Source organism: Pseudoxanthomonas suwonensis J47, assembly GCF_000513955.1.
Classification (GTDB): domain Bacteria; phylum Pseudomonadota; class Gammaproteobacteria; order Xanthomonadales; family Xanthomonadaceae; genus Pseudoxanthomonas; species Pseudoxanthomonas suwonensis_C.
In genome coordinates, this window is the sequence record NZ_AZUZ01000001.1 from 64927 (window position 1) to 89830 (window position 24904).

The following is a 24904-nucleotide window of genomic DNA, read 5'->3' on the forward strand; positions in this document are numbered from 1 at the left end:
TCAGCCCGGCAGTGGCGAGGGCCAGGCGTTGGCGATGCGGCAGAACAGCTTCGCGGTCTGCTCGGCGTCGTAGACCGCCGAATGCGCGTCCTCGGCGCTCCACTCGAAGCCGGCCGCCTGCATCGCGCGGGCCAGCACGGTCTGGCCGTAGGCGATCCCGGCCAGGGTCACCGTGTCGAACACGCTGAAGGGGTGGAACGGGTTGCGCTTGTGCCCGCTGCGCGCTACCGCGGCGTTGACGAAGTTCAGGTCGAAATGGGCGTTGTGCCCGACCAGGATCGCGCGCTGGCAGCCGTGCCGGCGCACCGCGGCGCGTACCTGGTTGAACACGTGGCCCAGCGCGTCGCGCTCGGGCTTGGCCAGGCGGAACGGATGGTCCAGGTCGATGCCGGTGACTTCCAGCGACTTCGGATCGATCTCGGTGCCAGGCGCCGGGATGAAGTGCGCGCTGACCGTCTGCCCCGGCACGAACAGGCCCTGTGCGTCCAGTTCGATCGGCACCGCGGCCATTTCCAGCAGGGCGTGCCGGTTCCAGTCGAAGCCGCCGGTCTCCACGTCCACCACCACCGGCAGGTAGCCGCGGAAGCGGCGCGCCATCGCCCCCGGCGGCGCAGCCGGAGGTTCGGTGTCGGGGAGGTTTTCCAGGTCGGCTTCGCTCATGCGGGGAAGGGTAGCAGAGCGGGCCCCCAGGACCCCCGGGATTTCCCCGCTGCGGCGGGAAAAACGGCTGATGGACGCTAATGGGCCGGACGGGTACCGAGCAGGGTGCCTTCCTCGCGCATGCGCTCGAGCATGGCGGCGCCTTCGGTGATGAAGCCCTCGTCGCCGGGCACGCCCGCTTCCGCCGCCAGCGCGGCCAGGCGTTCCCGACCGCTGCGGCCGCCTTCCAGCAGCTGTTCCAGCAGGCGGTGGACCAGCGGCGAGATCGCCGCGAACTTCGCCTGGCCGTCGGTGGCGCGGCGCACCAGCACCAGGGTCGGCGCGGCCGGCGCTTCGCTGGGCCGGTGTTCCGGGCCGATCGTGTGCACCGGCCAGCGGTAGGCCAGCGCACGCACGTACGGCGAAACCACCGGTACGCCGTCGAGCAGGTCGCCGTGCGGATCGTGCGGCGGCAGGGCGTGGTCGTCGATCTGCACCGCCAGCTCGACCCACTCGTAGTGGGCCAGTTCCGGCAGCCACGGCGGATCGCCGGCGCCGTCCCCGGCGCGGTCCTCGAGGAAGCGGATGAACTCGCGCGCGATCTCCGGGAACAGCGGCGTGCGGCTGCGATGCTCCGCGTAGAAGCGGCGCACCAGCGCCGTCCAGTCATCGTCGCCCAGGGTGCGGCGGATCACCGGGAAGTTGTTCGCCAGCAGCCCGGAGATGTTGTTGAAGAACAGGTCGCGGTACACCGCCAGCCGGCGCGGCTCGATGCCGGCCGGCGCGGGGTTGGTCTCCGGGTCGCGCAGGTACGCGGCGAAGGCCGACTGCAGTTCGAGGAAGTCAGGCATGGACCGCGCCCGCCGACGCCTCCAGGGCTTCGCGCTGGACCTGGCGGATGCGCTCGACCTCGCCCAGCAGCACCTCGAGCGGCGGCAGGTTGAAGTCGCGCTCGAGCAGGGTCGGGCGCACGCCATGCAGGCGGTAGGCGTGGCCGAGCAGGGCCCACACGTCGTCCTTCACCGGCGCGCCGTGGGTGTCGATCTTCAGGTCCTCGGCCTCGTCGTAATGGCCGGCGATGTGGTACGAGGCGATCCGCCCGCCCGGCATGCGCGCGAGGAAGTCGAGCGGGTCGTAGCCGTGGTTGATCGCGTTGACGTAGACGTTGTTGACGTCCAGCAGCAGGTCGCAGTCGGCTTCCTGCAGCACGGCGTTGACGAAGCCGGCTTCGTCCAGCGCCTGTCCGGGCGGCAGCGGGTGGCTGGCGTAATAGGAGATGTTCTCCACCGCGATGCGCCGGCCCAGGGTGTCCTGCACCTGGCGGATGCGTGCGGCCACGTAGCGCACCGCCTCGGCGGTGAACGGGATCGGCATCAGGTCGTAGAGGTGGCCGTCGTCGCTGCAGTAGCTCAGGTGCTCGCTGTACAGCTCCACGCCGTGGCGGTCGAGGAAACGCCGGGTCCTGGCCAGGAAGGTCTCGTCCAGCGGCTCGCGTCCGCCCAGCGACAGCGACAGCCCGTGGCAGGTGATCGGATGGCGGGACGACAGCGCCTCCAGCGATTCGCCCAGCCGTCCCCCCACGCCGATCCAGTTGTCCGGCGCGCACTCGAGGAAATCGAAGGCGCCGGCCGGCGCGGCGCGCAGCTCGTCGAGCAGTGCGCGCCGCAGGCCCAGTCCGGCGCTGGCCTCGGGCAATGCCATGGCGTCAGCCGCGGGTCAGCGGGTCAGGCCGCACCGCCGCACTTGCCTTCGCCACACTTGCCCTCGCCGCACTTGCCTTCGCCGGCCTTCTTCTCGGCCTTGTCGCCGCACTTGCCTTCGCCGGCCTTGGCGGCGTGGTGGGCCTTGTGCTCGGCCTCGTCGACGAACCCGTCCTGGTTGGTGTCCATCTTCGAGAAGTGCTCGGCCTTGTCGGGATGCGCGGCGGCGAACTCGGCCTGGGAAATGCGGCCGTCGCCATCGGCATCGGCCTTGCCCATGCCGCACTTGCCTTCCTGCGCCTTGGCGGTATCGCTGGCGGCGAGCATGTAGCCCTGGGCCAGCGGCTCCATGGCGAAGGTCGAACCGGCAAGGGTGAGGCCGGCGAGGGCGGTACCCAGGGCGAACGCGGCGGGTTTCTGCTTGGTCATGGCGGTAACTCCGGAAGGGAGGCGCAGGTCGGTGCGCCGGGCCGTCGTGGGGCGGCTAGTCTACCGCCGGCGCCCGCCCCGGAGGTTATGCGCGCGTTGACGACCCGCTCACGGAAGGGCGGCGGGGGCGCTGGTGTCGTCGCGCTTCTCGCGCGGCGGCAGGGGCTGTTCGCCGTGCAGCAGGAACCACACGTTCTCGGCGATGTTGGTGGCGTGGTCGCCGATCCGCTCCAGGTTCTTGGCCATGAACAGCAGGTGCGTGCATGGGGTGATGTTGCGCGGGTCCTCCATCATGTAGGTCAGCAGCTCGCGGAACAGCGCGGTGTACTGGCGGTCCAGCTGGGCGTCGTTGTCGCGCACGCGCAGGGCCAGGTCGCCGTCGCCCTCGCGGTAGGCCTCCAGCGCCTGGCGGACCTGGCCGGCGGCCAGGCTGCCGAGCGCGCGCAGGCCGGACACGTGCGGCATCGGCGGGGCGGCGTTGAGGGCGATGCTGCGCTTGGCCACGTTGGCGGCGTAGTCGCCGATGCGCTCGATGTCGGCAGGGATGCGCAGGCCGGCCAGGATCTCGCGCAGGTCGCGCGCCATCGGCCCGCGCAGGGCCAGCAGCATCACGTCGTGGCTGATCCGGCGCTCGGCGGCGTCGATCGACTCGTCGTTGGCCACGATCCGGCGCGCTGCGCTGTCGTCGCGGCGGTCGACCACGTCCAGCGCGGCCTCCAGCTGGGCCACCGCGGTCAGGCCCATGCGCACGATGTCCTCGACCAGCTGGCGCTGTTCCTCGTCGTAGCTCTTGACGATGTGTTCGCGGGGAATGCTGGTGTTCATCAGCCGAACCTCCCGGTGATGTAGTCCTCGGTCTGCTGCTTCGAGGGGCTGGAGAAGATCGCCTGGGTGCGGTCGTGCTCGATCAGGTCGCCCAGGTACATGAAGGCGGTGTAGTCGCTCACCCGCGCGGCCTGCTGCATGTTGTGGGTGACGATGACGATGGTGTAGTCGCGCTTGAGCTCCTCGACCAGCTGCTCGATGCGGCTGGTGGAGATCGGGTCCAGGGCCGAGGTCGGCTCGTCCAGCAGCAGCACGTCCGGCTTCAGCGCCACCGCGCGGGCGATGCACAGCCTCTGTTGCTGGCCGCCCGATAGGCCCAGGGCGCTCTGCCCCAGCTTGTCCTTGACCTCGTCCCACAGCGCGCCCTGGCGCAGGGCGTGCTCGACCCGCTCGGCCATCTGCGACCTGGACAGCTTCTCGTGGTGGCGGATGCCGTAGGCCACGTTCTCGAAGATCGTCATCGGGAACGGCACCGGCTTCTGGAACACCATGCCGACCTTGGAGCGCAGGCGGTTCATCGGGTACTTGGGCGAGAGGATGTTCTCGCCGTCCAGCAGGACCTCGCCGCGCGCCTCCAGCTTCGGGTACAGCGCGTAGATCCGGTTGAAGATCCGCAGCAGGGTGGACTTGCCGCAGCCGGAGGGGCCGATCAGCGCGGTCACCCGCTTCTCGGGGATCTCCAGGTCGATGTTCTTCAGCGCGTGGTACTGGCCGTAGTAGAAGTCCAGGCCGCGCGCGGCCAGCTTGACCGGGGCCGGGGCGATGCCGGCGTCGGCGTGGGCCGTGACGGCGATGCGCTGCATGGGCGCGGCGGAGTGCAGGTCGTTCATGGCCGGGTTCCGGGAGAGGTCAGTCATGGGTGATCTTGTTGCGCAGGAGCAGGGCGCGGGCGGTCAGGCTGACCAGCAGCACGAACACGGTCAGCACCAGGGCGCCGGCCCAGGCCAGCACCTGCCAGGATTCGTAGGGGCTGCCGGCGAACTGGTTCATCACCACCGGCACCGAGGCCATCGGCTGGAACACCTTGGTGCTCCAGAACTGGTTGCCGAAGGCGGTGAACAGCAGCGGCGCGGTCTCGCCGGAAATCCGGGCCAGGGCCAGCAGGATGCCGGTGACGATGCCGGCGCTGGCGCTGCGGTACAGCACCTGCACGATCACCTTCCACTGCGGGATGCCCAGCGACAGCGCCGCCTCGCGCATCTGCACCGGCACCAGCCGCAGCATCTCGTCGGTGGTGCGCACCACCACCGGCAGGACGATGAAGGCCAGGGCCAGGGCGCCGGCGAAGGCGGAGAAGTTGCCGCCGGTCTGCATCACGTACAGGGTGTAGACGAACAGGCCCAGCACGATCGACGGCGCCGACAGCAGGATGTCGTTGACGAAGCGCACCACCGTGCCGGCCTTGCGCGCGTTGCCGTACTCGGCCAGCCAGGTGCCGGCGGCGATCCCCAGCGGGGTGCCGATCGCGATCGCCAGCGCGCACATCACCGCGCTGCCGAAGAAGGCGTTGGCCAGGCCGCCTTCCTGCATCGGCGGCGGGGTCATCTTGGTGAACAGGTTCCAGTCGATCCCGGCGATGCCCTTGGCCACCAGGGTCCACAGGATCCAGCCGAGGAAGAACAGGCCGAACAGCGCGGTGGCGCAGGCCATAGCGATGGCCAGGACGTTGGTGACCCGGCGCCGGGCGTACAGGCCGGACGAGGAGGCGGACGAGGACGGAGCGGCGACGGCGGACATCAGTTGCCCTCCCGGCGGGACAGCTGCATCAGCATGAAGCGGGCGATGGCGAGCACGATGAAGGTCACGATGAACAGCACGAAGCCCAGCAGAAGCAGGGCCGAGCGGTAGGTCTCGGTGGCCTCGCCGAAGTCGTTGGCGATCAGCGCGGCGATGGTGGTGCCCGGCTCCAGCAGCGAGGGCGACAGCCGCACCGCGTTGCCGATCACGAAGGCCACCGCCATGGTCTCGCCGAGGGCGCGGCCCAGGCCGAGGAAGATGCCGCCGATCACCGCCGAGCGGGTGTAGGGCAGGACGATGTCCCAGCTCACTTCCCACTTGGTCGAGCCCAGCGCGTAGGCCGATTCCTTCAGCCGGGTCGGCACGGTCAGGAACACCTCGCGCATCACCGAGGAGATGAAGGGCACGACCATGATCGCCAGCACGAAGCCGGCGGTGAGCATGCCGATGCCCAGCGGCGGGCCCTGGAACAGCGGACCGATCAGCGGCCACTCGCCCAGGTTCTCGTTGAGGAACGGGGTGACGTACTCGGTCATCACCGGCACCAGCACAAACAGGCCCCACATGCCGTAGATGATCGAGGGGATGCCGGCCAGCAGCTCGATCGCGGTACCGACCGGGCCGCGCAGCCAGCGCGGGGCGACCTCGGTGAGGAAGAAAGCGATGCCGAAGCTGACCGGCACCGCGATCAGCATCGCGATCAGGGCGGTGACCAGGGTGCCGTAGATCGGCGCCAGGGCGCCGAACTTGTTCTCCACCGGGTTCCACTCGGCGGTGTAGAAGAAGCTCAGGCCCTGCACCTGCAGGGCGTGGCGGCCGCCCCACAGCATCGACAGCGCCGCGCCGGCCAGGGCGACCAGCACGAACACGACGCAGGCGGTGAGCGCGTAGCGGAACAGGCGGTCGGCGCGGGCGTCGCGGACATCGCGCCCGCCGGCGGCGGGAAGTGCAGCTAGGGTGGTGGTGTTCATCGCGTCTTCGGCTGCGGGGTGCGCGTGGGGTGCGGAGGGCGGCGGCCCGTTGGGAGGGGAGGCGGGCCGCCGGCTCCGCGGAGAAACCGCTTCAATTGAACTCGGCCGCCCAGTACGCCTCGATCTGCTGCACCAGCGCCGGCGGCAGCGGCACGTAGTGCAGCTCGTCGGCCTGCGCCTGGCCCTGCTCGAAGGCCCACTTGAAGAACGCCAGGGTGGCCTGGCTGCGCGCCGGGTCCTTGGCCTGCTTGGGCACCAGCATGAAGTTGGTGGCGGTGATCGGCCAGGCGGCCTCGCCCGGGGCATCGGTGATCACCAGGTTGAAGTCCTTGGCCCCGGCCCAGTCGGCGCTGGCCGCGGCGGCGGCGAAGCTTTCCGCGTTCGGCTGCACCCACTGCCCGGCCGCGTTCTGCAGGGCGGCGTAGGGCATGCCGTTCTGCAGGGCGTAGGCCAGCTCGACGTAGCCGATGCCGCCCTTGATCTGCTTCACATACGCGGCCACGCCCTCGTTGCCCTTGCCGCCGACGCCGCCCGGCCACTGCAGCGAGGTGCCTTCGCCGACCTTGGCCTTCCAGTCGGCGCTGACCTTGGACAGGTAGTTGGAGAAGTTGAAGGTGGTGCCCGAGCCGTCGGAGCGGTGGACCACGGTGATCTTCTCGGAAGGCAGGTTCACGCCCGGGTTGGCCGCGGCGATCGCCGGGTCGTTCCAGGTGGCGATCCTGCCGAGGAAGATGTCGGCCAGCAGCGGGCCGGTCAGGCGCAGCTGGCCCGGCTCGATGCCCTGCAGGTTGAACACCGGGACCACGCCGCCGATCGCCGAGGGAAACTGGCCCAGGCCCGAGGCGGCCAGCTCCTCGGAGGGCAGCGGCTTGTCGGTGGAGCCGAAATCGACGGTGCCGGCCTTGATCTGGGCGATGCCGCCGCCGGAACCGATCGACTGGTAGTTGACCTTGTTGCCGGTGGCGGCGTTGTAGTCGGCCGACCACTTCGACACCAGCGGGTAGATGAAGGAGGCGCCGGCGCCGGAGATCTCGGCGGCGACCCTGTCGCCGGCGGCGGGCGCGCCGCTGGCGGCCTGCGGGGCCTCGCCCGCGGTGGGCTGGGCGGCGTCGCCGGCCGGCTTGCAGGCGGACAGGGCTACGGCGGCGGCCAGGGACAGGGCGAGGAGGCGGACCGGGGAGGGCTTCATGGGCGCTTGGGTCTGTCAGGCCGGGCTTTCCGGCGGGTGCGCACATGAAATGATGTTTTTGTTACAGCTTGATGACCCGGCCGGCGGTGGCGGACGGATGGCCGGGCTGCACGGCCGGGAACGCCAAGAAGAAAGGGCGCGGACCTCGCGGTCCGCGCCCCGGTGAGCGGCAAGGGGGAGAGAGCCCGCCGCTCAGTACTTCAGGTTCTGCGACCAGTAGGTCTCGATCTGGCGGACCAGGGCGTCCGGCAGAGGCACGTAGTCCAGCTGGCGGGCCTGGGCGTCGCCGTTGGCGTAGATCCACTGGAAGAAGGCCTTGGCGTTGCGGGCGCCGGCGGCGTTCTTCGGCTGCTTGTACATCAGGATGAAGTTGGTGGCGGTGATCGGCCAGGCGTTCTCGCCCGGGGCGTTGGTCATCACCAGGTAGAAGTCCTTGCTCGCGCCCCAGTTGGCGCTGGCCGCGGCGGCGGCGAAGGTCTCGTCGGACGGCTGCACGAAGCGGCCGGCGGCGTTCTTCAGCGAGGCGTGGGCCAGGCGGTTCTGCAGCGCGTAGGACAGCTCGACGTAGCCGATGCCGCCCTTGATCTGCTTCACGTAGGCGGCCACGCCCTCGTTGCCCTTGCCGCCGATGCCGGCCGGCCACTGCACCGAGGTGCCCTCGCCGACGCTGTTTTTCCACTCGGCGCTGACCTTGGACAGGTAGTTGACGAAGTTGAAGGTGGTGCCCGAGCCGTCGGAGCGATGGACCACGGTGATCTTGGCGTCCGGCAGGGCCAGGCCCGGGTTCATGGCGACGATGGCCGGGTCGTTCCACTTGGAGACCTTGCCCAGGAAGATGCTGGCCAGGGTCGGGCCGTCCAGCTTCAAAGCGCCGGGAGCGATCCCCTGCACGTTGACGATCGGCACCACGCCGCCGATCACCGACGGGAACTGGGCCAGGCCGTACTTGGCCAGCTCTTCCGGCTTGAGCGGGGCGTCGGAGGAACCGAAGTCCACCGTGCCCGCCTTGATCTGGGCGATGCCGCCGCCCGAGCCGATCGACTGGTAGTTCACCTGCTTGCCGGTGGCGTTCTTGTAGTCGGCCGACCACTTGGACATGACCGGATAGATGAAGGAGGCGCCCGCGCCGGTCACGTCGTTGGCATGGGCGAGGGAGATCGAGGAGGCGGCCGCGAGCACGGCGGCGACGACGCGGGTCTTGAACGTGACGTTCACGGGAGAACTCCGTAAGAGCGGGTGGGTGGTGGTGGACGCGCAATCCCCTGCATCCAACGGCGGCCATTGCATAACCGGACGATGACAGCAGCGCGTAGCGCGCATGACAGCCCGGTGACAGGGCCGCCGGGCGCGGCGCGACGGGCGCGCGCGGGTCGAGTCACGGTTCTGTCATGCGGGTGTCGCGCCGCTGTCAGGTGCGCGTCGCAAGCTGCGCGGCGTTTAACGGGCGCTTCACGCTTCCAGGCCGCGCGTCTCCGGCCGGCGCCCGTTCCCACCAGAACCACCACCCACCGGAGAGTCCTCCATGCGTCATTCCCTTCTTGCCGTCGCGCTGGTCGCGGCCCTGGGCACCACCGCTTCGTTCGAGGCCGCCGCCGCCGACCCGGCCGAACTGGCCGAGCTGAAGGCGCAGCTGGCCGCCCTGCAGGCCAAGGTCGCCGAGCTGGAAACCCGCACCGACGCCCAGTCGGACATCAACGTCGGCACCCAGCAGAGCATCGAGAACATCGCCGCGACCACCCCGAAGGTGGAGACCAAGGGCGGGATCAAGATCACCTCGCCGGACAAGAAGTTCGAGGCCTCGCTCGGCGGCCGCATCCACTTCGACGCCTACGCCTTCGACCGCGACCTGGCCGCCACCACCGGCACCAGCGAGTTCCGACGCGCGCGCCTGACCCTGGCCGGCAAGGCCCTGGGCTGGGACTACAAGGTCGAGCAGGACTTCTCCGCCGGCAGCAACCTGGACGGCCTGCGCGACGCCTACATCGCCACCGCCTTCGCCGGCGGCAAGGTCACCATCGGCCACTTCAAGCCGTACCGCTCGATGGAGGAGCTGACCAGCTCCAACGAGATCCTGATGATGGAGCGCCCGTTCGCCTCGGCCACCGGCCTGTTCAGCGGCCGCCAGTTCCAGCAGGGCGTGGGCTACCTGCGCGCCGGCGACAACTACACGGCCGGCTTCACCGTGTTCAACCTGCGTGGCGCCTCGGGCAGCCGCAACGAGGGCATGGGCGCCTCGGGTCGCGTCACCTTCGCCCCGATCAACAACGACAACAGCACCCTGCACTTCGGCGGCTGGGTCAGCCAGGAAGACAACAACCAGGGCTCGGCCGACCTGACCGCGACCGCCAACTACGCCGGCCGCCGCGGCCCGGCCCAGGCCATCGCCACCACCACCGGCGCCAGCCGCAACACCGTCACCGCCTACGGCCTGGAAGCGGCCGGCGCGTTCGGCCCGCTGTTCTTCCAGGGCGAGTACGTCAACGCCACCTTCGGCCAGCCGCTGGGCCGCGACCAGGACGTGGCCACCTGGTACGTGCAGGGCAGCTGGCTGCTCAACGGCGGCCACAAGGGCTACAAGGCGGCCACCGGCGTGTTCGGTTCGCCCAAGGTCGACAAGGGCCTGTGGGAGCTGACCGCGCGCTACGACACCATCGAGAACAAGGACATCGCCAATCGCGAGGCGACCAGCGTGATCCTGGGCGTGAACTATTACGTCAACCCGAACCTGCGCTTCATGTTCAACTACACCCAGGGCGAGAACGAGGTCACCGGCGACGAGACCGGCCAGTACGCGCTGCGCACCCAGTTCAGCTGGTAAGCGCCGCGGGGTCGTCGCCCCTCGGAATGTGTAGCCCGGAAACTACTAGGTGAACCCGAACCTGCGCTTCATGTTCAACTAGACCCGCGGCGACAACAGGTTCACCGGCGACGGGACCGGCCAGTACGCGCTGCGCACCCAGTTCAGCTGGTAGGCATCGCGGTCGCACCGGCCACGACGCCCCGCTTCGGCGGGGCGTCTGTTTTTCCGGGGGAGGTTACTGGGCCGGGCAGGGGGGGCTTGCAGTTCGAATCTAACGCCGTTAGATTCGCCCCTAATGGTGTTAGGGAGTCGCCGCCCATGGCCCTGCAACGCGACCGGATCATCGAAAGCGCCTTCCGCCTCCTGGACGAGGAGGGGCTCGACGGCATGACCCTGCGCAAGCTCGCCTGCGGCGTGGGCGTGCGCGCGCCCTCGCTGTACTGGCACTTCCGCGACAAGCGCGACCTGCTCGACGCGATGTCCGATGCCCTGCTCGAGGACGTCGCCCGCGACCTCCCGGACGGCCTGCCCTGGCGCGAAGCCGTGCACCGGGTCGGTGCCGAGCTGCGCCAGGCGTTCAAGTCGCGGCGCGACGGCGCGCGGGTCTACGCCGGCACCTTCGCCGTCAGCCGCAACGTGCTGCGCACCGCCGATGCCCTGGCCCGCGCGTTCGGCGAGGCCGGGGTCGCGCCCGAGGACGCCGCCATCGCCGGGATGCAGGTGATGCATTACGTGCTCGGCTTCGTGATCGAGGAGCAGGCACTGCCGACCGATCCGGCGCAGGTGGAGCTGCTGAAAACGGCCTTCGTCGAAGCCGTCGAGCACGACTATCCGAGCCTGCGCGCGGCCCGCGACGGCCTGCTGCGGCCCGACTTCGACGCGCGTTTCGCCGCGGGCCTGGACCTGCTGCTGGACGGCGTGCAGGCGCGCCTGGACAGCGCCAGGCAGGAGGCGCGCCGATGAGCCGCTTCGTGCCCTGGCGCCCGCCGGACCTCGCGCGGCGCCTGCACCGCATCTGATCCGCTCCAACCCGGTGCCCCCCACCGTTCCCCCCCAACCGGACGTGCCTTCGCGGCGCGGCCCATCGACCGTGAATGGAGCTCCCATGCAAGCAAGGATCCTGCGCTGGCCACTGCTGGCAATGGCATCGCTGACGTTGTTGGCCGCCTGCCGCGGCAAGGATGAGGCGCAGGAAGCGGCACAGCCGCCCGCGGTCACGGTGGCCGCGCCGCAGCCGCAGCAGGTCGCGCGCAGCGTGCGCGTGTCCGGGCCGGTGGCCGCCTACGAGGAAATGCAGCTGGGCGTCGAGCTCAACGGCCTGCGGGTGACCGCGCTGAACGTCGACGTCGGCGAGCAGGTGCGCGCCGGCCAGGTGCTGCTGACGCTGGACCACCGCGCGCTCGACAGCGACCTGGCCCAGGCGCGCGCCTCGCTGCAGCAGGCCGAGGCGGCGCTGGTCCTGGCGCAGGCCAACTATCGTCGCGCCGAGACCCTCGCCGCCGAGCGCCTGATCAGCGCCAGCCAGCTGGACGAACTGCGCGCGGCCCGCGTGCAGGCCGAAGCCCAGGTCGCCACCGCGCGTGCCGGCCGCGACGCCGCGCAGCTGCGCCGCGACTACGCCGAGCTGCGCGCGCCGGCCGACGGCATCATCTCCAGGCGCCTGGTGCAGCCGGGCCAGGTGGTCGCCGCCGGCACCGAGCTGCTGCGCCTGATCCGCGACGGCCGCCTGGAATGGCGCGCCGAACTGCCCGAGCAGCAGCTGGCCCTGGTCGGGGTCGGCAATCCGGTGGAGCTGGCCTACCAGGGCCGCACCGTCAGCGGTCGAGTGCGCGCGGTCAGCCCTGGAGTGGACGCGCAGTCGCGCACCGGCACGCTCTACATCGACCTGCCCGAGCCCGGCCCGCTGAAGGCGGGCGTGTACCTCGAAGGGCGCATCGTCACCGGCAACGGCCAGGTGCTGATGCTGCCCAGCGAGGCGGTGGTGCAGCGCGACGGCCACAGCTACGTGTTCGTGCTGGGCGAGGACCAGTCGGTGCAGCGCCAGCGCGTGCGCACCGGCCTGGCCGAGGGCGGGCGCATCGAGATCGTCGAAGGCCTCGAACCCGGCCGCGAGGTGGTGGTGAAGGGCGCCGGTTTCCTCGGCGAGGGCGATCGCGTGCGCGTGGTCGCGGACATGGGGGCCGGCGCGCCATGAACATTTCCGCCTGGGCGATCCGCCGGCCGCTGCCGGCGGTGATGGTGTTCTTCGTGCTTTGCGTGGCCGGGCTGTGGGGCTTCCACAAGCTGGCGGTGGCGCGCTTCCCGGACATCGCCTTCCCGATGGTCACGGTCACGGTGATGCAGCCCGGCGCCGCGCCGTCGCAGCTGGAAGCGGAGGTCACCCGCCGGGTCGAGGACTCGGTCGCGACCATCCCCAACATCAAGCGGATCATGTCCACGGTCAACGAGGGCGTGAGCACCACCATGGTCGAGTTCCAGCTGGAAACCGACCTGACCACCGCGCTGGACGACACCCGCGACGCCGTGACCCGGATCCGCACCGACCTGCCGCAGGACATCCAGGAGCCGGTGATCTCCAAGGTCGACATCGGCGGCGCGCTGATGACCTACGCCCTGGTCGCGCCGCGGATGACCGCCGACGAGGCCAGCTGGTTCGTCGACCGCGAGGTCACCCGCGCCATGTACGGCGTGCCCGGCGTGGCCGAGGTCACCCGCGTCGGCGGCGTCGACCGCCAGGTGCGCGTGGACCTGGACCCGGACGCGCTGCAGGCCTTCGGCGTCACCGCCGGCGACGTGTCCGCGCAGCTGGCGAAGATCCAGGTCGAGCGCGCCGGCGGCCGCGCGCTGCAGGCCGGCAGCGAGCAGGTGATCCGCACCATCGGCACCGTGGCCGACGCGCGCGCGCTGGAGGAGTACAGCATCAGCCTGCCCGATGGCCGCGCGGTGCGGCTGTCCGCGCTGGCCCGGGTCCGCGACGCCGCCGCCGATCCCACCGAGGCCGCGCTGCTGGACGGCGCGCCGGTGGTGGCGTTCTCGATGTCGCGCACCCGCGGATCCAGCGAGGTGGAAGTGGAAGCCGGCGTACAGGCCGCGCTGGAGCAGCTCAAGGCCGCACACCCGGGCATCGACTTCCGCCTGGTCACCACCGCCATCGACGAGACCCACCGCTCCTACGATTCGTCGATGACGATGCTGTGGGAGGGCGCGCTGCTGGCCCTGCTGGTGGTGTGGCTGTTCCTGCGCGACTGGCGCGCGACCTGGGTGTCGGCGGTGGCGCTGCCGCTGTCGATCATTCCCACCTTCGCGGTCATGCACTGGCTGGGCTTCAGCCTCAACATGATCACCCTGCTGGCGCTGGCGGTGGTGGTCGGCATCCTGGTCGACGACGCGATCGTCGAGATCGAGAACATCGTCCGCCACCTGCGCATGGGCAAGAAGCCGGTCGAGGCCGCACGCGAGGCCGCCGGCGAGATCGGCAACGCGGTGATCACCACCTCGCTGACCCTGGCGGCGGTGTTCGTGCCGGTGGCGTTCATGCCCGGCATCGCCGGCAAGTTCTTCCGCGAGTTCGGCTGGACCGCGGCCACCGCCGTGCTGTTCTCGCTGCTGGTGGCGCGCCTGCTCACCCCGATGATGGCCGCCTACCTGCTCAAGCCGCACGACCACGAGGAACGCGAGTCGCGGCTGATGCGCTGGTACCTGGGCTGGGTCGATGCCGCCCTGCGCCATCGCGCGCGCACGCTGTGGATCGCTACCGGCCTGTTCTTCGCCTCGCTGGCGCTGGTGCCGCTGATCCCCACCACCTTCATCCCGACCTCGGACCTGGGCCGCAGCAACCTCAGCCTGGAACTGCCGCCGGGCACGCGCCTGGAGCAGACCGTAGAGGTAGCCGAGCGCGCCCGCGCCATGCTGTCGGACATGCCGGAACTCAGGCAGGTCTACACCACGGTCGGCAGCGTGCTCGACTTGGGCGATCCCGGCGCCTCCAGCGTCGGCGAAGCGCGCAAGGCGACCCTGGTGCTGGACTGGGGTCCGGCCGACGACCGCGATCGCGACCAGACCACGCTGGAACGGGAAGTGCGCCGGCGCCTGTCCGACCTGCCGGGCGTGCGCGTGAGCTACATCAGTTCCGAACCGGGCAACGTGATGCAGCTGGTGCTGTCCGGCGACGATCCGCGCCAGCTCAACGAGGCCGCCCTCGCCCTGGAGCGCGACCTGCGCACCATCCCAGGCCTGGGCAGCGTGACCTCCTCGGCTTCGCTGCTGCGCCCGGAAATCCAGATCGTCCCGGACCCGGCGCGCGCCGCCGACCTGGGCGTGTCCACCGCCGACATCGCCGAGGCCGCGCGCATCGCCACGGCCGGCGACTACGTGCAGCGCATGGCCAAGCTCAACCTGCCGGACCGGCAGATCCCGATCCGGGTCGGTTTCGCCGAGCCCGTGCTCGAGAACCCGGCGCTGATCGGCCAGCTGCGGGTCAGCGGACGCAACGGCCCGGTGCCGCTGGCGGCGGTGGCCGACATCGGCATGGGCAGCGGCCCCTCGCAGATCTCGCGCTACCAGCGCCAGCGCAACGTCACCCTGACCGCCGAGCTGAGCGGGCGCCCGCTCGGCGAGGTGATGGAGGCGGTGCAGGGCCTGCCCAGCGTGCAGAACCTGCCGCCGGGCGTGGGTTTCCTCAACGCCGGCGACGCGGAGGTGTTCGTCGAGCTGTTCGTCGGCTTCCTGCTGGCGATGGTGGCCGGCATCGTCTGCATCTACATGGTCCTGCTGCTGCTGTTCAACCACGCGCTGATGCCGCTGACCATCCTGGTGGCGGTGCCGCTGTGCGCCGGCGGTGCATTCGGCGCGCTGCTGCTGACCCAGAACATGCTGTCGCTGCCGGCCCTCATCGGCCTGCTGATGCTGATCGGCATCGCCACCAAGAACTCGATCCTGCTGGTGGACTACGCGGTGATCGCCGAGGACGAGCAGGGCATGAGCCAGCATGATGCGCTGGTCGACGCCTGCCGCAAGCGTGCACGCCCGATCATCATGACCACCTTGGCGATGGGCGCCGGCATGATGCCGATCGCGCTGGGGCTGTCCGGCGATTCCAGCTTCCGCGCGCCGATGGCGATCGCGGTGATCGGTGGCCTGATCACGTCGACCATGCTGAGCCTGATCGTGATCCCTGCCGCCTACACGGTGCTGGACGACCTCGGCGAGTGGTTCGCGCGGCGCTTCCGCCACCGTTCCAGCCACCCGCCACGCGAGGCGGAAGCGGCGGGCTGACCGGGACGGTGCCCGGCAGGCACTGCAGGGCGGCGCCTGCCGTGCCGGCGAGGGGCCTCTGGAGTGCCCGGGATCCAGGTGCACCCCAAGGTCGTGCACGCAGGACACGCGGCAACGCTTAGGATAGGGGCCTGGCCGCCGTGGCTTCCCGCGGATGCGCGGGAACGCAGGCGGCCTTCTCGTGGGCGCTTCCATCCGGCCATCCCGGCCGGCATGGGGTTGCCATGTTCTGAAAGGGGAAACCGAGTGGCAGGTGTGTTGCGTGGCGTGGTGCTGGCGGGACTGCTGTCCGCCGTGGGGATGGCAGACGCAGGGGCGGAGGAGAAGGTCGACCTGGACATGGTGTCCCGGATCCGGCAGGAAGCCTTCGCCCGGTCGCAGGTGGCGGCCAACCTCAGGGAACTGACCGAGACCGTCGGGCCGCGCCTGACCGTTTCGCCGGCCTATGCGCGCTCGACCGCGTGGGCGCGCGGCAAGCTGCACGGCTACGGCCTCGCCAACGTGCACGAGGAAGTGTTCGATCCGGCGTTCGGCCGCGGCTGGGAATACCGCAGCTCGCGGGTGGAGATGCTGGCGCCGCGACAGATGCCGATCCATGCGGCGCCGAAGGCCTGGACCCCCGGCACCCGCGGCCCGGTCGAGGGCGAGGTAGCCAAGGCCACGCTCAAGACCAGCGAGGACCTGGAGAAGGCCCGGGGCACGCTGCGCGGGAAGATCGTGCTGCTGGAGGACGCGCGCGAATACAAGCCGTCGGACAAGCCGGATTTCCGCCGCCATGACGAGCAGGGCCTGGGCGAGCTGCAGACCTTCCCGATCCCGGCCGAAAACGGCCCGGAGGAGCAGGAAAAGCGCCTTGCCGAATACCGCAAGCGCCAGGCCTTCGCCCGCGAACTCAACGCCTTCCTCGAGGAGGAGGGCGTGCTGGCGACGCTGTCGCTGAGCTCGCGCGACAACGGCATCCTGCGCGTCACCGCCGGTGGCGCGCGCAAGGCCGGCGAGCCGGTGGGCGTGACCGACCTGGTCGTCGCCGCCGAGCACTACAACCAGTTGGTGCGCGCCGTGGAGCGCAAGCAGGATGTGCGCCTGCGCCTGGACGTCGATGCCGATTTCACCAGCGAGGAAGACCTGGCCGCGACCAACGTGTTCGCCGACCTGACGGGCTCGTCGAAGGCCGGCGAGATGGTCGTCATCGGTGCGCACCTGGATTCCTGGCATACCGGCACCGGCGCCAGCGACAACGGCGCCGGCGTGGTGGTGATGATGGAGGCCATGCGTATCCTCAAGGCGATCGGCGCGAAGCCGAAGCGCACCATCCGCCTGGCGCTATGGGGCGGCGAGGAGCAGGGCCTGCACGGTTCCTCCGGCTACGTGGCCAGATACCTGGCCGACTGGCCGGAGCCGGCCGATCCGGAACAGAAGGCGCTGCCGCGCGCGTTCCAGCGCGGCACCGGTCCGCTGCAGCGCAAGGCCGGCTACGAGCGCTTCTCCACCTACTTCAACTTCGACAACGGCACCGGCCGCATCCGCGGCATCTACGCGCAGGAGAACCACGCCGCGGTGCCGCTGTTCAAGGCCTGGCTGGAGCCGTTCCGCGACCTGGGCGCGGAGGTCGTGACCGTGCGCAACACCGGCAGCACCGACCACATCGCCTTCGACCGCGTCGGCCTGCCGGGCTTCCAGTTCGTGCAGGACCCGGCCGACTACATGAGCCGCGTCCACCACACCCACCTGGACACCTACGACCACGTGGTGCCGGACGACCTCAAGCAGGCGGCGGCGATCATCGCCTCGTTCGCCTGGCATGCGGCCAATCGCGAGGAGCGTTTCCCGCGCAAGCCGTTCCGCGACCGCGACGAGCAGTAAGCGGTGTTGGTGGGGCCCGGTTGCCCTCGGGATAACCGGAGTGGGGGAGGCCGCGCGAGCGGCCTCCTTCCGTTTCAGGCCTCCACCGTGCCCGGGGTCTTGTCCGGGAACAGGCACAGGTCGCGGATCACGCACCGGGGGCAGTCCGGCCTGCGCGCCTTGCACACGTAGCGGCCGTGCAGGATCAGCCAGTGGTGCGCGTCCTGCAGGAATTCCGCCGGCACGCGGCGCAGCAGCGAATCCTCGACCGCGCGCACGTCCTTGCCCGGCGCCAGGCCGGTGCGGTTGGAGACGCGGAAGATGTGCGTGTCCACCGCCATGGTCGGTTCGCCGAAGGCGGTGTTGAGCACGACGTTGGCGGTCTTGCGGCCCACCCCCGGCAGCGCTTCCAGCGCGGCGCGGTCGCGCGGCACTTCGCCGCCGTGCTGCTCGACCAGGATCCGGCAGGTGGCGATGACGTTCTTCGCCTTGGCGTTGAACAGGCCGATGGTGGAGATGTACTGCTTCAGCCCGTCCTCGCCCAGGTCGAGGATCGCCTGCGGGGTGTTGGCGACCGGGTAGAGGCGGCGGGTGGCCTTGTTGACGCCCACGTCGGTGGCCTGCGCGGACAGGATCACCGCCACCAGCAGTTCGAACGGCGTCGAGTATTCGAGTTCGGTGGTCGGATGCGGGTTGAGCTCGCGCAGGCGCTCGAACATTTCCCGGATCGAGGCCGCGTCCATCAGCCGCGGACGGCGGGTCGCGGCGGTCTTCGCCGCGGGGCGGGCCTTGGCGACGGCCTTGGCTACCGCCTTCGCCACGGTCTTCTTCGCCGGCTTTGCCCCGGACGCCTTTTTCGCCGTGCCGCGGCGCGTTGCGGTCGGGGCCATCAGGACGTACGCCCCGCGGCGCGTGCCTTCGCCCGGGCCAGCGCGGCCGCCGCCGCCGGCGGCAGGGACGGCACAGGACGCGCGGCAACCGGCGCCTCCGCAACCGGCGCTTCGGGAAGCGCAGGCGCCGCGGCCTGGGCGCGACGCGCGGCGCGTTCCAGCGCCCGTCGTTCCAGCCGTCCGGCGCGCGCGCGATAACGTTCGCGCGCCGCCCAGGCCGTGCGCAGGCGCTGCTGCGCGGCGTGGATCGGCGCGTCTTCCACATCGCTGGCGGCGTAGTCCATCAGCCCGGCCTGCAGCGCCGCATCGACGTCGCCGGCGGCCAGCGCCGCCAGCAGGCGTTCGCGCAACGCGCCATCGCTGGGCGGGGAAGGCGGCATCATGGCTCAGCGGTTGCGGAACTGGGGCTTGCGCTTCTCGAGAAAGGCGCCGGTGCCTTCGCGCATGTCCTCGCTGGCGAACAGCAGGGCGAACTGCGCGCTCTCGAACTGCAGGCCTTCCTCCAGCCCGCATTCGCCGCCGTGCACGACCGCGTCGAGCACGCCGCGCAGCGCCAGCGGCGCGGACGCGGCCAGCTGCGCGGCCAGCTTCATCGTTTCCGCCTCGAGCTCGGCGGCCGGCACGACGCGATTGACCAGGCCCAGCTGCAGGGCACGCGCCGCATCGACCGGCGCGCCGACCAGGCACAGCTCGAGCGCCGCGGCGCGGCCGGCCAGGCGCAGCAGGCGCTGGGTGCCGCCGAAGCCGGGGATCAGGCCCAGGTTCACTTCCGGCTGGCCCAGTTTTGCGCTGTCGGCGGCGATGCGCAGGTGGCAGGCCATCGCCAGTTCCATGCCACCGCCCAGTGCGTATCCGTTCACCATTGCGATGACCGGCTTGGGCAGGGTTTCGATGCGGCGCATGAGTTTCTGCCCCAGCAGGGAGAACTCGCGGCCCTCGATCGCGGTCAGCCCGTTCATCTCGGCGATGTCGGCGCCGGCAACGAAGGCCTTGGCGCCGCTGCCGGTCAACACCACCACGCGCACCCCGGGATCGGCCGCAGCCGCCGCGAACGCGGCGTCCAGCGCCTCCAGCGTCGCCCGGTTCAGGGCGTTCAGCTTTTCCGGGCGGTCGACGGTGATGGTGCGGACGCCATCGGCGTCGCGGCTGAGGACGGGGCTGGCCGTCATGCAGGGCTCCTGTGTGAAGCTGGGGCGACCGGGAACTTGTGGCCCGACCGCCGGTCCGAAGGCCTTGCCCGCTGTGTGGCGGGCCGCCTGTGCGGCCGCTATCCTAGCGCGTCCGATACTGCCGGGCCCCCGTCCCGGCGCCACCCTTCCGGAGAAGATCTAGATGAAGTTGCGTCCGATCGCTGTCGCCGTTGCCGCCCTGGCCCTGGCTGGCAGTGCCCTCGCCCAGGACACCACGTCCGAGAAGGGCAAGCTGAGCTACTACTTCGGCTACGACTACGGCAACAACCTGGCAGAACTGCAGGATCGCGGCGAGCAGCTCGACGTGAACTCCGTGGTCAAGGGCCTGCAGGATGCGCTGGCGAAGAAGCAGCCGGCCATCACCGCCGAGCAGCTCAAGCCGGCGCTGGAAGCGTTCCAGAAGCGCGAGCAGGCCCGTGCCCAGCAGGCCAAGGCCCAGTACGACAAGGTCGCGGCCGAGAACAAGACCAAGTCCGACCAGTTCATCGCCGGCTTCAAGGGCCAGGCGGGCGTCAAGACCCTGCCCAGCGGCGTCGCCTACAAGGTGATCGAGGCCGGCAGCGGCGCCAAGCCGACCCAGGCCAGCACCGTGGCCCTGCAGGTCGCCGGTCCGTTCCCGTTCGGCCAGCGCCCGGAGCAGGCGCGCCCGGCGCAGGACATCCCCAGCATCAAGGTCAGCGAGGTCGAGATGGCCGCGATGCGCGAGGTGCTGCTGCAGATGCCGACCGGCGCCAAGTGGGAAGTGGCGCTGCCGCCGGACAAGGCCTACGGCGCCGACCCGCGCACCCCGTTCCCGCCGAACGTGGCCGTGGTGTTCGAGATCAAGCTGGTCTCGGTCAAGTAAGCCACCGATCCAGCCTTGTCCCGATTGCGCCGGCCCAGTGGCCGGCGCAATCGTTTCTGCCGGGCGCGTTCCGCGCTAGGCTTGCCCGAACCATGTGCGTGCGTCCGTGCTTCCGTTCGACTTCCCACCCATCCAGATCGACAGGCCGTCGCCGGCCACTCCGTGCGTGCGGATCTGCCGCATCGGCGAGGACGGGCTGTGCGGCGGCTGCCTGCGCACCGGCGAGGAGATCGCCGCGTGGTCGCGCATGCACGACGGCGAGCGGCGCCTGCTGATGGACACCGTGCTTCCCGACCGCGGGCGCGAGCGCCATCCGTTCCTCGAACTGCTGCCGCGGCGCGAACGCCTGCGCACCGCGCTGTATCCGCTGCGGCATCCGCCGGCGGGCGACGGCTGGAACCGCCGCGAACTGGACGACCTGCTGCCGCCGGCTTCCGCGCTGGCCGAGGCCGCGGTGCTGGTGGGCCTGGTGCCGCGCGCGGACCGCGGCACCCAGGTGCTGCTGACCCGCCGCACCGACGCGCTGCGCCACCACGGCGGCCAGGTGAGTTTCCCCGGCGGCCGGGTCGAACCGGACGACGCCGGCGTGCTCGGCGCGGCGCTGCGCGAAAGCCACGAGGAGATCGCGCTGGAACCGGAGCAGGTGGTGCCGCTGGGCTACCTCGATCCGTTCCTGACCATCAGCGGGTTCCGCGTCACTCCGGTGGTGGCGGCGGTCGACCCGGCCTACGTAGCGCGCCCGCATCCGGACGAGGTGGCGGAAGTGTTCGAGGTGCCGTTCGACTACCTGATGGCGTCCTCGAACCTGCGCCAGGTGGAGATCGAATACAGCGGCCGCCGGCGCAGCGTGCTCGAGTACGACTGGCCGGACCAGCGCATCTGGGGCGCGACGGCGGCGATCCTGTACAACCTGCGGCGACGGCTGGAGGAAGGCGCATGAGCGACGGCACGCACGGTCCCTGGCGGACCCTGGTAACCGTGGAACAGCTGGCGGCGGCGCTCGGCGATCCGGGACTGCGCCTGGTCGATGCGCGCGCGGTGCTCACCGACCCGGCCGCCGGTCGTGCCGCCTGGGAAGCCTCGCACCTGCCCGGTGCGGTGCATGCCGACCTCGACCGCGATCTCTCCGACCACGCCGTGGCCGGCCAGGGCCGCCATCCGCTGCCGGACGCCGGCGATTTCGCCAGACGCGTCGGCGAGTGGGGCATCGGCCCGGACCACGAGGTGGTCGTCTACGACGCCGGCGACGGCAGCATGGCCGCCGCCCGCGCCTGGTGGCTGCTGAAGTTGCTGGGGCACGCGAACGTGGCGGTGCTCGATGGCGGTTTCGCGGCGTGGCAGGCCGCGGGCCTGCCGGTGACGGCCGAAGCCGCCGCGCCATCGCCGTTGCCGCCGTATCCATCGTCCGGCTTCGACCGCTCGCGGATTGCCGCAGCCGAAGACGTGCTCGCCCGCCTGGGCGAAGCGCCGGGCTGGCTGCTCGATGCCCGCGGCGGCGAGCGTTTCCGTGGCGAAGTCGAGCCGATCGATCCGGTCGCCGGCCACGTGCCCGGTGCGCTCAACCGTCCGTTCGCGCTGAACCTGCGCGACGGGCGCTTCCGTCCGCCGGCCGAGCTGCGCGCGGAACTGGAACCTCTGCTGCACGGACGCGCGCCGGGCGAGGCCGTGCTGATGTGCGGTTCCGGCGTCACCGCCTGCCATCTGCTGCTGGCGATGGAACACGCCGGGCTCGCTGGCGCGAAGGTCTACGCCGGCTCCTGGAGCGGCTGGATCGCCGATCCCTCGCGCCCGGTGGCGACCGGCGCCTGAGTTTCCGGCGGGCAGGGACCGGGCGTCCCTGCCGCATCGCGCAGCGCCTTACGCCGACTTGCCGAGCCTGGCCAGCAGTGCGCGCAGGCCGGCCTGGGTGTCAGGCTCGTACCAGTCGTCGGCGAAGCGGTCCAGGTGCAGGTTTTCCGGCGCCAGCGCCGCCACCAGGTCGGCGCGGGCGAGGGCGCGGGTCTGCAGCATCGGCGAACGCGGCAGGCGCAGCAGCGGTTCCAGCCAGGCGATCGCGCGCGGCACCACCTGTTCGACCTCGACCAGTTCGTCGACCAGGCCGATGCGCAGCGCTTCCTCGTCCGGGACCATGGCGCCGGCGACCAGCAGGCGTTCGGCGCGATGCTGGCCGACCACGCGGCGCATCAGCTGCTGCGCGCCGTCGGGGACGTGCAGGCCGACCTGGGTCTCGTTCATGCCGATCGCGAACGGCCTGGCCGGATCCGGCGAACGCGCCATCACCCGGTAGTCGCAGCACAGCGACAGCACGCAGCCGCCGGCCGGCGCGTGGCCGGTGATCGCCGCCACCACCGGGATGCGCAGCCCGGCCAGCGTGCGCGCCGCACCGAAGAACGCGCCCCAGGCCGCGCGCAGCGCGTGGCGGTCCTCGCCCAGCGACATCAGGTGCGGCACGTCGAGGCCGGCGGAGAAGATGCCCGGCGCGCCGGACAGCACCACCGCGTCCATGTCCTCGGCCACGGCGGCGTCCAGCGCGGCGATCAGCGCGCGGCACAGCGCCGGGTCGAGCGCGTTCACCGGCGGGCGGGCCAGGCGCAGTTCGCGGATGCGGCCATGGTCGAAGCTCTGCACGTAGGTCATCGGGCGATCGGGAGGCTGTGATGGAAGCGGCTATGATAGGGGCATGCTTACCCGTACGTTCCTGCTGGCCCTGGCCTTGCTGCCGTTCGGCCAACCTGCGGCGCAAGCCGCCACCCCGGCGCCTGCCGCGTCCTGCGTGAGCGTGGAGGACGGCTGGATCCGCCTTCCGCCCGCGCCCCGGCCGATGCTTGCCGGCTTCGGACGCATCACCAGCAAGTGCCGCGACGCGCAGGCCGTGGTCGGCGCGCGCAGCCCGCGCTTCGGCGAGGTATCGCTGCACGAGACCCGCGTGGTCGACGGCGTCAGCCGCATGCGTGAGCTGGAGCGGCTGCCGCTGGCGCCGGGCGCCGAAGCGGTCCTGCAGCCCGGCGGCCTGCACCTGATGCTGATGCAGCCGGACGCGCCGGCGTTCACCGAGGGCGAGCGCGTACCGCTGGTGCTGCTGCTCGAAGGCGGTGGCGAAGTGCCGGCCACGCTGGTCGTGCGCCCGTCGGCGCCGCCGCGCGGCGACTGAGGCCCGCGCGCCCGCGGCAAGGGGATTCCCGCAAGGCGATCCGGTTCGATGACAGTGCGCTGCCAGGCCTGCAACCGGCAACGCGGCGCGGAATGGAGGAGGCATGAACGTGGCGAGTACAGGCGGCGGTCCGCGATCCATCCTGCTGGCGAGCGACCTCGACGCGCGCAGCGACCGCGCGCTGGATCGTGCGGTGCACCTGGCCCAGGCCTGGGGCGCGCGCCTGGTCGTCGCCAACGTGGTCGCGGAGCGCGCGGTCGAAGCCCATGCCCTCGTGGTGCGCGATCCACCGTCGTGGTACCGCGGCACCGATCCGGTGCATGTCGCCGAAAAGCACCTGCTGGAGGCCGCCTCCGCGCGTGGCGTGCAGGTCAAGCTGCGGGTCGAGCGCAGCGACCAGGTCGCCGACCGCCTGCTCGAAGTCGCCCGCGAGGAAGGCTGTGGCTTGGTCGTGACCGGCGTGGCGCGGCAGGAGTGGCTCGGCCGGATGATCTTGGGATCCACCGTGGACCAGCTGGCGCGGCGTTCGCCGTTGCCGGTACTGGTGGTGCGCAACCGCACCCACGCGCCGTACCGGCGCATGGTGGTGGCCAGCGACTGGTCGCCTTCGTCGGAGAACGCCTTCCGCACCGCTACGCAGCTGTTCCCGGAGACTGCGATCAGCCTCCTGCACGGCTACGAGGTGCCGATGGCGGGGTTGATGGATACCGGCCGCGACGACATGCTCGCCATGGCCCGCGAGGACGCTTTGGCCGAAGCCCGCGCCTTCGTCGAACGCTGCCGCCCGCCCGGCGGCGCCAGCTCGGTCAGCCTGGTGGTGGAGCGCGGCGACCCGGCGCTGCTGATGCGCCTGTACGCCGAACAGTTCCCGGTCGACCTTGCCGTGGTCGCCTCGCACGGCCGCAGTGCGATGTTCGACGTCGTGCTCGGCAGCGTGGCCCGGCGCCTGGTCGAGGATTCGCCGGTGGACACCCTGGTCGTGCGCGATCCGCGAGCGGCTGTATCCGGCGGCTGAGGTGCCGGACAACCTGCCGCCCGTCCGGGCGGCAGGATGGCTACGGCATGGATTCGGCGATGCCGCGGATGAAGCCGACTCCGAAGTGCCATCCGGCGAAGGCCAGGATCGTGATCGCGGCGATCCAAGGGAGGGCTTTCGGCCAGCCAGGCCGCTCCGTCCGTAACGCCCGCCGCGTGTCGACCGGCATGGGTTCGCGGTTCATGGTGCGCCTCCGATGAAGAACGGCCGATGCAGGTAGCAACGTGGGCTCCTGCGTCCAGCGCTTCTTCTGCCTCCTTCCCGGGGGAGCCGCAAGAGGAGGTGGCAGCGCCACGGTGCGGGTATCGCTTGCCCGGCTTCGCCGGGACACAGGCAGGCTGCGCGCTTGCACCGGGGTGCAAGCGCTTCTGTACGAGTTGGCGATGC

The 24904-nt window shown here is 70.9% G+C and carries 25 protein-coding genes; 10 read left to right on the plus strand and 15 right to left on the minus strand.

Going from position 1 to position 24904, the window contains the following annotated elements; translation table 11 throughout:
- The 10 genes from rnt to pstS (M503_RS0100295) form a co-directional block, all read right to left on the minus strand.
- Positions 1-597, minus strand: a complete 597-nt coding sequence (rnt, locus tag M503_RS0100250; RefSeq protein WP_028916246.1) for a ribonuclease T — start codon at positions 595-597, stop codon at positions 1-3.
- Positions 598-737: 140 nt separating this feature from the next.
- Entirely contained in the window at positions 738-1490 is a 753-nt protein-coding gene (locus tag M503_RS0100255) for an HvfC family RiPP maturation protein (protein WP_028918494.1), read from the minus strand.
- Complete coding sequence (locus M503_RS0100260; RefSeq protein WP_028918495.1) at positions 1483-2340, minus strand: HvfB family MNIO-type RiPP peptide maturase; 858 nt, start codon at positions 2338-2340, stop codon at positions 1483-1485. Before M503_RS0100260 ends, M503_RS0100255 begins: the two co-directional genes overlap by 8 nt.
- A gap of 23 nt (positions 2341-2363) precedes the next feature.
- The gene (locus tag M503_RS17870; RefSeq protein ID WP_037060044.1) at positions 2364-2768 is read right to left on the minus strand and encodes an HvfA family oxazolone/thioamide-modified RiPP metallophore; all 405 of its coding nucleotides are present in this window, start codon (positions 2766-2768) and stop codon (positions 2364-2366) included.
- 108 nt (positions 2769-2876) lie between these two features.
- The gene (gene phoU / locus M503_RS0100270) at positions 2877-3593 is read right to left on the minus strand and encodes a phosphate signaling complex protein PhoU (protein ID WP_028918496.1); all 717 of its coding nucleotides are present in this window, start codon (positions 3591-3593) and stop codon (positions 2877-2879) included.
- A complete protein-coding gene (pstB, locus tag M503_RS0100275; RefSeq protein ID WP_028918497.1) occupies positions 3593-4423 on the minus strand; it encodes a phosphate ABC transporter ATP-binding protein PstB in 831 nt (276 codons plus the stop codon). Before pstB ends, phoU begins: the two co-directional genes overlap by 1 nt.
- Before the next feature lie 19 nt (positions 4424-4442).
- Positions 4443-5330: a phosphate ABC transporter permease PstA gene (gene pstA, locus M503_RS0100280; RefSeq protein WP_028918498.1), complete on the minus strand. Its 888-nt coding sequence runs from the start codon at positions 5328-5330 to the stop codon at positions 4443-4445.
- Entirely contained in the window at positions 5330-6301 is a 972-nt protein-coding gene (gene pstC / locus M503_RS0100285; protein WP_028918499.1) for a phosphate ABC transporter permease subunit PstC, read from the minus strand. Before pstC ends, pstA begins: the two co-directional genes overlap by 1 nt.
- Positions 6302-6392: 91 nt before the next feature.
- A complete protein-coding gene (pstS, locus tag M503_RS0100290) occupies positions 6393-7490 on the minus strand; it encodes a phosphate ABC transporter substrate-binding protein PstS (protein ID WP_028918500.1) in 1098 nt (365 codons plus the stop codon).
- Between the two features lie 192 nt (positions 7491-7682).
- Positions 7683-8705, minus strand: a complete 1023-nt coding sequence (gene pstS / locus M503_RS0100295; protein WP_028918501.1) for a phosphate ABC transporter substrate-binding protein PstS — start codon at positions 8703-8705, stop codon at positions 7683-7685.
- 307 nt (positions 8706-9012) lie between these two features.
- Between pstS (M503_RS0100295) and M503_RS15310 the strand changes: the two genes are divergently transcribed.
- From M503_RS15310 to M503_RS0100320, 5 genes are all read left to right on the plus strand, one after another.
- On the plus strand, positions 9013-10308 hold the full coding sequence (locus M503_RS15310; protein ID WP_051414046.1) for an OprO/OprP family phosphate-selective porin: 1296 nt from the start codon (positions 9013-9015) through the stop codon (positions 10306-10308).
- Between the two features lie 300 nt (positions 10309-10608).
- The gene (locus tag M503_RS0100305; protein ID WP_028918502.1) at positions 10609-11253 is read left to right on the plus strand and encodes a TetR/AcrR family transcriptional regulator C-terminal domain-containing protein; all 645 of its coding nucleotides are present in this window, start codon (positions 10609-10611) and stop codon (positions 11251-11253) included.
- A 142-nt stretch (positions 11254-11395) separates the two neighbouring features.
- Complete coding sequence (locus tag M503_RS0100310) at positions 11396-12484, plus strand: efflux RND transporter periplasmic adaptor subunit (RefSeq protein ID WP_028918503.1); 1089 nt, start codon at positions 11396-11398, stop codon at positions 12482-12484.
- Entirely contained in the window at positions 12481-15564 is a 3084-nt protein-coding gene (locus M503_RS0100315) for an efflux RND transporter permease subunit (RefSeq protein WP_028918504.1), read from the plus strand. Before M503_RS0100310 ends, M503_RS0100315 begins: the two co-directional genes overlap by 4 nt.
- Positions 15565-15819: 255 nt before the next feature.
- Complete coding sequence (locus M503_RS0100320) at positions 15820-17427, plus strand: M28 family metallopeptidase (RefSeq protein WP_028918505.1); 1608 nt, start codon at positions 15820-15822, stop codon at positions 17425-17427.
- 74 nt (positions 17428-17501) lie between these two features.
- Here the strand turns inward: M503_RS0100320 and nth are convergent, their stop codons facing one another.
- The 3 genes from nth to M503_RS0100335 all read right to left on the minus strand — a co-directional run bounded on the left by nth (position 17502) and on the right by M503_RS0100335 (position 19465).
- On the minus strand, positions 17502-18149 hold the full coding sequence (nth, locus tag M503_RS0100325; protein ID WP_051414086.1) for an endonuclease III: 648 nt from the start codon (positions 18147-18149) through the stop codon (positions 17502-17504).
- A gap of 146 nt (positions 18150-18295) precedes the next feature.
- Positions 18296-18679 (minus strand): hypothetical protein, encoded by a 384-nt coding sequence (locus M503_RS0100330; protein WP_197017159.1) that lies wholly within the window; start codon positions 18677-18679, stop codon positions 18296-18298.
- A gap of 3 nt (positions 18680-18682) precedes the next feature.
- Positions 18683-19465, minus strand: a complete 783-nt coding sequence (locus M503_RS0100335; RefSeq protein ID WP_028918508.1) for an enoyl-CoA hydratase/isomerase family protein — start codon at positions 19463-19465, stop codon at positions 18683-18685.
- A gap of 163 nt (positions 19466-19628) precedes the next feature.
- Here M503_RS0100335 and M503_RS0100340 point away from each other — a divergent pair, with 163 nt between their 5' ends.
- From M503_RS0100340 to M503_RS0100350, 3 genes are all read left to right on the plus strand, one after another.
- On the plus strand, positions 19629-20330 hold the full coding sequence (locus M503_RS0100340; RefSeq protein WP_024868084.1) for an FKBP-type peptidyl-prolyl cis-trans isomerase N-terminal domain-containing protein: 702 nt from the start codon (positions 19629-19631) through the stop codon (positions 20328-20330).
- A 166-nt stretch (positions 20331-20496) separates the two neighbouring features.
- Positions 20497-21270, plus strand: coding sequence for a CoA pyrophosphatase (locus M503_RS0100345; RefSeq protein ID WP_231472280.1), 774 nt, complete (start codon positions 20497-20499; stop codon positions 21268-21270).
- The gene (locus M503_RS0100350; RefSeq protein ID WP_028918509.1) at positions 21267-22139 is read left to right on the plus strand and encodes a sulfurtransferase; all 873 of its coding nucleotides are present in this window, start codon (positions 21267-21269) and stop codon (positions 22137-22139) included. Before M503_RS0100345 ends, M503_RS0100350 begins: the two co-directional genes overlap by 4 nt.
- A gap of 48 nt (positions 22140-22187) precedes the next feature.
- Here M503_RS0100350 and M503_RS0100355 read toward each other — a convergent pair whose 3' ends face one another.
- Positions 22188-22967, minus strand: coding sequence for an enoyl-CoA hydratase/isomerase family protein (locus tag M503_RS0100355; protein WP_028918510.1), 780 nt, complete (start codon positions 22965-22967; stop codon positions 22188-22190).
- Between the two features lie 43 nt (positions 22968-23010).
- Here M503_RS0100355 and M503_RS0100360 point away from each other — a divergent pair, with 43 nt between their 5' ends.
- Together M503_RS0100360 and M503_RS0100365 are read left to right on the plus strand one after the other, a co-directional pair.
- On the plus strand, positions 23011-23481 hold the full coding sequence (locus M503_RS0100360; protein ID WP_028918511.1) for a copper chaperone PCu(A)C: 471 nt from the start codon (positions 23011-23013) through the stop codon (positions 23479-23481).
- A 103-nt stretch (positions 23482-23584) separates the two neighbouring features.
- On the plus strand, positions 23585-24496 hold the full coding sequence (locus M503_RS0100365; protein ID WP_037060050.1) for a universal stress protein: 912 nt from the start codon (positions 23585-23587) through the stop codon (positions 24494-24496).
- A 40-nt stretch (positions 24497-24536) separates the two neighbouring features.
- Here the strand turns inward: M503_RS0100365 and M503_RS17235 are convergent, their stop codons facing one another.
- Positions 24537-24701: a hypothetical protein gene (locus tag M503_RS17235; protein WP_155951931.1), complete on the minus strand. Its 165-nt coding sequence runs from the start codon at positions 24699-24701 to the stop codon at positions 24537-24539.
- Positions 24702-24904 lie beyond the last annotated feature (203 nt).